General features: G+C 70.2%; 7 protein-coding genes. 6 read left to right on the forward strand and 1 reads right to left on the reverse strand.

Annotation, left to right across the window (positions count from 1 at the left end; translation table 11 throughout):
• The first annotated feature begins 21 nt into the window (after positions 1–21).
• From H537_RS0112915 to H537_RS0112940, 6 genes are all read left to right on the forward strand, one after another.
• Positions 22–315: a flagellar protein FliT gene (locus H537_RS0112915; protein ID WP_028998262.1), complete on the forward strand. Its 294-nt coding sequence runs from the start codon at positions 22–24 to the stop codon at positions 313–315.
• A gap of 77 nt (positions 316–392) precedes the next feature.
• Entirely contained in the window at positions 393–1463 is a 1071-nt protein-coding gene (locus H537_RS0112920; RefSeq protein ID WP_028998263.1) for a tetratricopeptide repeat-containing glycosyltransferase family 2 protein, read from the forward strand.
• Between the two features lie 143 nt (positions 1464–1606).
• On the forward strand, positions 1607–3451 hold the full coding sequence (locus H537_RS42700) for an O-linked N-acetylglucosamine transferase, SPINDLY family protein (protein WP_043458705.1): 1845 nt from the start codon (positions 1607–1609) through the stop codon (positions 3449–3451).
• Positions 3451–5688: a type I secretion system permease/ATPase gene (locus H537_RS42705; protein ID WP_051242508.1), complete on the forward strand. Its 2238-nt coding sequence runs from the start codon at positions 3451–3453 to the stop codon at positions 5686–5688. The genes H537_RS42700 and H537_RS42705 overlap by 1 nt, the downstream gene beginning before the upstream one ends.
• A gap of 44 nt (positions 5689–5732) precedes the next feature.
• Positions 5733–6947 (forward strand): beta-barrel domain-containing protein, encoded by a 1215-nt coding sequence (locus H537_RS0112935; RefSeq protein ID WP_028998264.1) that lies wholly within the window; start codon positions 5733–5735, stop codon positions 6945–6947.
• 1 nt (position 6948) lies between these two features.
• Positions 6949–8310 (forward strand): TolC family protein, encoded by a 1362-nt coding sequence (locus H537_RS0112940; RefSeq protein ID WP_028998265.1) that lies wholly within the window; start codon positions 6949–6951, stop codon positions 8308–8310.
• A gap of 19 nt (positions 8311–8329) precedes the next feature.
• Here H537_RS0112940 and H537_RS0112945 read toward each other — a convergent pair.
• Positions 8330–8908, reverse strand: a 579-nt coding sequence (locus H537_RS0112945; protein WP_028998266.1) for an IS630 family transposase, incomplete at its 5' end; no start/stop codon positions are given.

The following is an 8908-nucleotide window of genomic DNA, read 5'->3' on the forward strand; positions in this document are numbered from 1 at the left end:
TGCGCATCCATCGCGCACGCCATGACCACTTCGCTGCTGAGCTACTACGAAGCCATTGAGAAGACCAGCGCCGACATGCTGTCGGCCGCGCGCCGTGGCGACTGGGATGCGGTCATTCAGCTCGAAAGCGCATGCGGCGTGCTGATCTCGGACATCAAGCAGGCCAAGGTCGCACTGGCGCCGGAGCAGGCCAAGCTCAAGATGCGCATCCTGCAGCGCATCCTCTTCAACGACGCGCAGATTCGGCGCCTGGCCGAGCCCTGGCTCGATGAGCTCGACGGGCTGCTGGCCGCGCGGCTCCGCACCGTGCACTGACTCCAACAAAGACCACTGCAGGCGCCAGCCCGGCTGCGCCTGTCTCGTGGCACCACCAAAGGAGGAAGCCCCAGTTCATGAAGCGTCCTCCCCTGCCCCGGAAGCCGTTGGACTTGGCCCTGGTCGTCATCGCCCGCAACGAGGCACGCTGCATCCGACGCTGCCTGCTCAGTGCCCGCGAGCACGTCAGCCGCATGCTGGTGCTGGACACGGGCTCGACCGACGACACCGCCGCCCTTGCCAGGCGCTGCGGTGCTGAGGTGCACCATGCCGCCTGGAACGAGGACTTCTCGGCCGCCCGCAATACGGCCCTGGAGCTGGCGGCTGCCGACTGGAATCTCATCCTGGACGCCGACGAATGGATCAGCAGCGGCGCACAGTGCTTGCATCTCGTTGAAGAAGCTACCGAGCCGTTCACAGGTGTGGTCTTGGTTCGAAGCGACTTCAACATCGGTGCCCGGCGCGAACACAGCCATACCTGGCTGCCCCGGCTTCTACCGCGCGGCGTACGCTACCAGGGGCGCATCCACGAATCACCGGTTTCGGCCTGGCCCAGACGGCCCCTTTCGTTGGTGCTGGGGCACGACGGCTACTTGCCTTCACAACTGGCGAGCAAGGCGGGACGCAACCGCGAATTACTGCTGCGGGAAGTGCGGGCCCGTCCGGACGATCCCTACATGCAGTACCAGTTGGGCAAGGACTTCGAAATTGGCGGCGAGTTTGCTCAAGCCTGTGACCACTACGTCCAAGCATTGGCGCTGACTCCCGTGGATGCCAGCTACCGCCAGGACGCTTCAGTCCGGCTGCTCTACTGCCTCTCCCAATCCGGCCAACTGGAACAGGCGCTGGTCCTTTCCGGCGACATGCTGGACGGGCTCCAGGAAAGCCCGGACTATTTCTTCACCCTGGGCAACTTGCTACTGGACTCGGCCGTCCAGCATCCGGCGCAGGCGTTCGGCCATTGGCTGCCGCTGGCTGAGGCTGCCTGGCTGCGTTGCCTGGAGATCGGCGAGCGCCCCATGCTCGATGGCGTGCCGGGCCGCGGCAGCTATCTGGCGGCCCACAACCTGGCTGTCCTCTACGAGGGCATGGACCAGACCGACAAGGCCACGCACTACCGGAAGCTGGCCAGGCAGTTGAGGGGCTAACCTGCCACGGCCGCTCGTCGTGTTGTTGACAGCCCCTGCGCCGTCCGCCGAGATAGCCCTCCTTTTGCCGCTTGATGCACCGATCGCGTACTGCCGCTGCTCTCCACAATTGCCGCAGAAGTCTTATGCCTGCCGGCCCTGCCATGTCCTCACAGACCGTTTCGCCCCCTGCTGTCCGCGAGGCCGCGCTCGAGCAGTTGTTCGCCCAGGCCCGCTCGGGCCGGATGCCGCTGCCCGAGCTGTTCGACAGCGCCGGCCGGCTGACGCAGCAGGGACTGTCGGAAGCCTCCGCACGGCTCTACGAGGACTGGCTCGCGCACACCGCCTCGCCGCTGCGCCATCTGGCCTGCTTCAACTGGGGCGTGGTCCTGGGCACGCTTGGGCGTGCGGCCGACGCGGAGCAGGCTTACCGGCGCGCGCTGGAAACGGCGCCGGACTTCGCGCAGGCCCGGCTCAACCTGGGCCACCAGCTCGAACAGCTCGGCCGCCACGACGAGGCATTGGCCCAGTGGCGCTCCATCGCCCTGCAGTCCGCGCCCGATGACGCCACGCTGCAGCTGCGCCTGCACGCCCTCAACAACAGCGCACGGTTGTGCGAGCAACTGCGCCGCTTCGACGAAGCCGAATCCTGGCTGCGCCAGAGCCTGGAGCTCGCCCCCGCGCAGCCCGGCCCGATACAGCACTACGTGCACCTGCGCCAGAAGCAGTGCGCCTGGCCGGTGTACCAGCCTGTGGGCGCGCTCACGCACTATCACCTGCTGGCCGGAACCTCGGCGCTGGCCATGCTCAGCGCCACCGACGACCCGGCGCTGCACATGCTCGCCGCGCAGCGCTTCGTGCTGGAGCGGGGGTACAAGTCGCTGTCAACGCCGCTGCACGCCAAGCAGCCGCTGCGCACCGGCAAGATCCGCATCGGCTACCTCTCGGGCGACCTGCACATGCACGCCGTGGGGCTGCTCACCGCCGAGCTGTACGAGACGCACGACCGCGAGCGCTTTGAGGTGCATGCCTTCTGCTGGAGCCGCGAGGACGGCTCGCCGCTGCGCGCGCGCTTGAAGGCAGGCGTCGACAAGGTCTGGCCCATCGGGTCCCTCTCCGACGAGGCCGCCGCGCAGCTCATCGCGCAGCAGGGCATCGACGTGCTGGTGGACTTGCAAGGCCTGACCAGCGGCGCGCGCCCGGCCATCCTGACGCAGCGCCCGGCGCCGGTGCAGGTGAGCTACCTGGGCTTTCCCGGCACCTGCGGCATCCCTGGCGTGGACTGGGTGATCGCCGACCGCTACGTCATGCCTCCGGAGCTGCTGCCCTACAGCAGCGAGCGTCCAATTTACCTGCCCGGCTGCTACCAGGTCAGCGACCGCCAGCGCGAGATCGGCGCTGCACCCACGCGCGCGCAGTACGGCCTGCCCGAGGACTCATTCGTTTTCTGTGCCTTCAACAACAACTTCAAGTTCACCGAAGAAGTGTTCAGGCTGTGGATGCGGGTACTGCACGCAGTGCCGAACAGCGTGCTGTGGCTGCTGGCCGACAACGAGTGGGCGCAGGAGAACATGCGGCGAGCCGCCGATGCCCAGGGCGTGGCGCGCGAGCGACTGGTCTTCGCCCCGCGCGTGGCGCCGCCGGACTACCTGGCGCGGCTGCCGCTGGCGGATCTGTTCCTCGACACCTTCCCCTACAACGGCGGCACCACCGCCAGCGATGTGCTGTGGATGGGGCTGCCGCTGCTGACCTGCTCGGGCCGCAGCTACATCTCGCGCATGGCCGGCAGCCTGCTCACGCACGTGGGCTTGCCCGAGCTGGCGACGGGCTCGCTGGCCGAGTACGAGCGCATGGCCGTGCTGCTGGGCAACACGCCCGCGCGCGTGGCCTCGTACCGGCGCTACCTCACCGAGCAGGGCCGCCAGTCGGCGCTGTTCGACACCCCGCGCTTCGTGCGCGGGCTGGAAGCCGAGTTCGAGCGCCTGGCGCTTGAGCACCGTAAGAGCTGATGAGCACTGCCCTGGGCCCCGATGCCGCCGCGGCGGCCGACCCGCTGCTGGCAGCGCTGTTGTGGCTCACGCGCCACCATGGGCGCGAGCACAGTGCGGCGTCGCTGCTGGCGGGTGAAGCCCTTGAGGGCCGGCTCGACACCGTGCAGGCCCTGCGAGCTCTGCAGGCCGCGGGCTTCAAGGCCGGCGTGGTGCAGCGCCCGCTGGCCCAGCTCAACGCACTGGTGTTCCCGGTCGTGCTGCTGCTGCACGAGCGCGGGGCCTGCGTCGTGCTGCGCCGCCTGGACGAAGGCGCGCGCTACGAGGTGCTGGACCCCTGCACCGGCCAGGCCACGGTGCAGGAAGCGAGCGCGCTGGCCGCGCGCCACAGCGGCTTCGCGCTGCTGGCCACGCCGCAACCGGTGAACCCGGCGGCCTCGGCCGGACAGGACAAACCGCACTGGCTCTGGAGCGTGCTGCGCCGCTTCGCGCCGCACTACCGCTCGGCGATGATGGCGGCGCTGCTGAGCAACGTGCTCACACTGGCCATGGGGCTGGTGACTGCGGTGACCTTCGACAAGGTCATCCCGCACCAGGCCTTCGTCACGCTGTGGGCGCTCACGGCCGTGGCGCTGGTGGCGCTGGCCTTCGACTCCGTAGCACGGCAGTTGCGCGCCCACCTCATCGACGTGGCCGGCAAGAAGGTCGACCTGCTGGTGGGCACCGCGCTGTTCCGCCACACGCTGGATGTGCGCATGGAGCACCGCCCCGCCTCATCCGGCGCCTGCGCCCATCAACTGGCGCAGATCGAGCTGGTGCGCGACTTCACCACCTCCGCCACCATGTCCGCCGTCACGGACTTGCCCTTCGTGCTGGTGTTCATCGTGGCCATCTTCGCCGTGGCCGGGCCGCTGGGCTGGGTCATGGTGGTGGCAGTCCCGCTGATCCTGGGCGCCACGGCGCTGATGCAGGGTGCGCTGCGCCGCGCCATGCGCTCCAACCTCAAGCATCAGGCCGAGCAGCAGGCCGCGCTGGTGGAGGCGCTGGAGGGGCTGGAGGACGTCAAGGCCGTGGGCGCGCAGGGCCGCTTCGCGCAGCGTTTCGAACAGGCCACCGCCGCCGCCGCCGAAACGGCGCTGCGCTCGCGCCGCGTCGCAAGCTGGAGCAGCAACCTCACCACGGGCTCGCAGCAGGCGATCACGCTGGCCATGCTGGTGTGGGGCGTGTACCTCATCGCCGACAAGCAGATCAGCGCCGGCAGCCTCATCGGCGCGGTGATGTTCGCCGGCCGCGCCATCGCGCCGCTGTCCAGCGTGGTGAGTCTGGCCACGCGCTACCAGGGTGCACGTGCGGCGCTGCGGGCGCTGGAGCAGCTCATGTCGCTGCCCACCGAACAGCCCCCCGGCGCGGCGTCGCTGCCGCCCATGGCGCTGAGCGGGCGCATCGCGCTGCGCGATGTGCAGTTCGCCTACCCGCCCACTGGCGCCGCACCGGCGCCGCAGGTGCTCAGGAACGTGAATCTGCGCGTGGAACCGGGCGAGCGCGTGGTGATGCTCGGGCGCATAGGCAGCGGCAAGTCCACCATCCTGCGCGTACTGGCGGGCCTGTACGAGCCCACACAGGGCCGCGTGGAAGTAGATGGGCTGGACCTGCGCCAACTCAACCGCGCCGACTTCCGTGCCCAGGTGGGTTTCGTGTCGCAGGAGCCGCGGCTGTTCACCGGCACGCTGCGCGAGAACGTGGCCATGGGCCGCCCCGGCGTGGATGCCGCAGCCCTGGCCGAGGTGGCCCGCCTTACCGGGCTCGACCGTATGGTGGACGCGCATCCCCAGGGCTGGGAGATGGAAGTAGGCGAGATGGGCGCGCTGCTCTCGGGCGGCCAGCGCCAGCTCGTGGCCTTGGCGCGCTGCCTGGTCACACGCCCGCGCATCCTGCTCATGGACGAGCCCACCAGCTCCATGGATGCGCAAAGCGAATTCCTGTTTCTTCGCCAGCTCGCCGCCGCCGTGGGCGACCGCACGTTGGTGATGGTCACGCACCGCCCGGCCGTGCTGGAGCTGGCGCAGCGCGTGCTCGTGATCGACAACGGCCAGGTGGTGCGCGACGGCCCGAAGGCCGCCGTGATGGCGTCGCTGGCCCCGCAGCCACAGCCGCAGCCCTCCCAACAACCACAGCAACCCCAGCCGCAGCGGCAGGTGACCGCGGGGCAACCCGCCTCGGCCGCCGCGGTGCCGCTGCAGGCGGCGGCACAGGCTTGAGTGCTGCGCCGCACCGTGGCTTCCCTTCTTGAGACGTACCCCTCATGGCCGGCAAGAACGCTTTGAGCCCCGCCGAGGCGCAATACCTCTCGGAGCTGCGCGCCGCGCAGCATCTGGACGACCTGCCGCGCGGCCGCTGGGCCTTGTGGCTGATGGCGGCGCTGCTGGCGACCCTGGTGGCCTGGGCGTCGCTGGCGCGCGTGGACCGCATGGCGCACGTTGACGCGCGCGTCATTCCCGATGGTCGCGAACAGTCCATTGCGAGCCTGGAAGGCGGCCTGCTGGCCGAGCTGCTGGTGCGCGAGGGCCAGCCGGTGCGCGCGGGGCAACCCCTGGCGCGGCTGGACCCCACGCGCTTCCAGGCCCAGCAGAACGAGGGCGTAGCCAAGCAACTGGCACTGCAGGCCACCATCGCACGGCTGGAGGCCGAGGCCTCGGGCGGCACGCCGCAGTTCCCGGCCGAGGTGGCGCGCCACGCCGCGCTGGTGTGCTCGGAAACCGAGGCCTTCCAGGCCCGGCGCCGCGCGCTGGACGGCGCGCTGGCCGCCATACGCCGCAGTGCTGCACTGTTCAGGCGCGAGCTGCAGGTGGCGCAGGACATGTCGGCCCAGGGCCTGCTGTCGGAAGTGGAGGTCATGCGGCTGCAACGCCAGCTCAACGACCAGGAAATGCAGGGCGAGGAGCGCATCAACCGCTTCCGCCAGGACGCACGCACCGATCTGCTGCGCGTGCGCGCCGACCTGGCACAGCTGATGGAGCAGCAGGAAGGCCGCGCCGACGTGCTGCGCCGCACGGTGCTGACCTCGCCGGTGGACGGCGTGGTCAAGAACATCCGCACGGTCACGCTGGGCGGCGTGGTCGCGCCGGGCGCAGCGGTGATGGACATCGTGCCCACCGGCACGCAGCTGCTGGTGGAGGCGCGCGTGAAGCCCTCGGAAATCGGCTTCCTGCAGGTGGGCCAGAGCGCGGAGCTCACGCTCAACACCTACGAGCCTTCCATCTACGGACGGCTCATGGGCCGCGTGGAGCACATCAGCCCCGATACTCTGGGCGACCCCGACCGCGTCGCCGGCGACAACACCTACTACCGCGTGCTGGTGCGCACGGACGAGGCGGCCCTGCGCACCCCGCGCGGCGAGTTGCTGCCCGTGATCCCGGGCATGACCGGTGCCGTGGACATCCGCACGGGCGAGCGCTCGGTGCTGAGCTTCCTAATGCGCCCGCTGCTGCGCTCCACCGAAGCGTTCCGGGAGCGCTGAAGTGAGGCCCGCAAAACCTGGGCGCGCCGCGCCGCGCCCTGCCCTGGCCGCGCTGCTGGCCGCCACGCTGGTGCTGCCCGCCGTGCCGGCGCACGCCGCGGCCGGCATCTGCAGCGACGCGCAGGCCGCCCCCATGGCGGCCACTGTGAACCCGCAGGCCACCACCGAAGCGCGCCGCGCGCTGCAGGCGCTGCTGGAGCAGGCCCTGGCGCGCAGCCAGTCCGTGGGCGCGGCCCGCTTGCTGGCCGAGGCGGCGCAGGGCGACCTGCAGGAGGCGCAGGCCGCGCCGCTGCCGCGCGTGACGCTGGGTGCCGCCGCCAGCGGCCTGTCGCAGCATCACTCCACGTTGCGCCAGGAGGGGCTGCAGGGCCAGCTCAACGTCAACGTGAGCGCCCCACTGTTCGACGCCGGGCGCAGCGCGGCGCTGGTCAACTGGCGCGAGCGGCTGCTGGAAGCCGCTCGCCTGGGCGAGATCGAGGCGCGCGAGCAGGTGGCGCTGCAGACCGTGTCGCTGTCGCTGGAGCAGCAGCGCTACCGGCGCCAGGCCGAGGTCTACGCCCGCTACGCCTCGCGCATGGGCTGCCTGGTGGGAGCGCTGGAGCGCATCGTGGCGGCCGACCGAGGCCGAGCCAGCGAGCTGCTGCAAGTGCGCAACACGCTGCGCCAGGCAGAGCTGGCGCTGGCACTGGCGCAGTCGCAGCAGCGCCAAGTGGAATCGCGGCTGCGCCGTTTCGTGGGCGAATCGTTGCCGCCGCCGGCGCCGCTGGAGGCGCTGTTGCCCGGCCCTCCGGCGCTGGAGCCGCTGCTGTCCGAGGCCGCCGCTGCCAGCCCCATCGCCCAGCTCAGCGCGCAGGCGCAGGCACAGGCCCACCTGGCGCGTGCCACGCGCGCGAGCGCCCTGCCGCAAGTCAGCTGGAGCGTGAGCGGCTCGCGCCAAGCCGGTGCGACGGCGCCCACCACGGTGTGGAGCGGCGGCGTGAGCCTGAGTGTGCCGCTGGTGGACCGCAGCCTGGAGCCCGCGCAGCGCGCCGCGGCCCTGCGCGCCGATGCGGCGCTGGCGCAGCGCGACGACGCGCTGGCGTCACGGCTGCAGCGCGTGGCCGAGACGCACGAGCAGGCGCGTGCCGCCTTCGAGCGCGCACAGGCCAGCGCCGAGGTGCTGCAGGGCAGCCAGCGCTTGCGCGAAGCCACGCTGCTGCAGTGGCAGCAGCTGGGACGGCGCTCGCTGTTCGACGTGATCTCCGCCGAAAGCGAGTACCACAACCTGCAGGTCACGCGCGTCAACGCGCTGCTCGACGCGCAGCAGGCCACGATGCTGCTGTGGTCGCTGGGTCGCGGCGTGGCGGCGGGGATGGATTACTAAAACCGGCGTAAGTAAAGTCTCATGCTGAGGCGTAGCGGCAGGTCGGTGCGTGGAAGAAGCTCGCAACCACCCGAGGCAACTTCTGTAGTCGATGCAAGGTGCGGTAGACCGTTCGCTTGAGCTCGTCCTTGGTCCGCGCTGTCGCTTTGGCCACGCGGGTCGTCATGTGACCCCAGACGAGCTCGTCGGGATTGAGCTGCGGCGCGTACCCAGGCAGGAAGAACAACTCCAGCCGCTCGGCGTTGTCCTCGACGAACTGCTTGGTCAGCTTGGAGGTGTGTGCGGGGTGTCCGTCCACCACCAGGAAGATCTTGCGGTCCATGCCCGTGATCAGGCGGCGCAGGAACTCGCAGAAGGTTTCTCCATTGAGCCGGCCTTCGATCGTCATGAAGCGCAAGTGACCCTTGGCAGAGATGGCCGAGAGCATGTTCAAGCCATATCGCGCGCCCGTGGCCTCGACCACCGGTGTCTGGCCCTTGGGCGCCCAGGTCGTGCCCGCATGGTGGTCTGCCCGAATCCCTGACTCGTCGGCAAACATCACCAGCGCCCCCTCGCGCTTGGCCCGTGACGCGATCTTGGGGTATTCGTGCTCGCGCCA

This window comes from Azohydromonas australica DSM 1124, from assembly GCF_000430725.1.
Lineage (GTDB): Bacteria > Pseudomonadota > Gammaproteobacteria > Burkholderiales > Burkholderiaceae_C > Azohydromonas > Azohydromonas australica.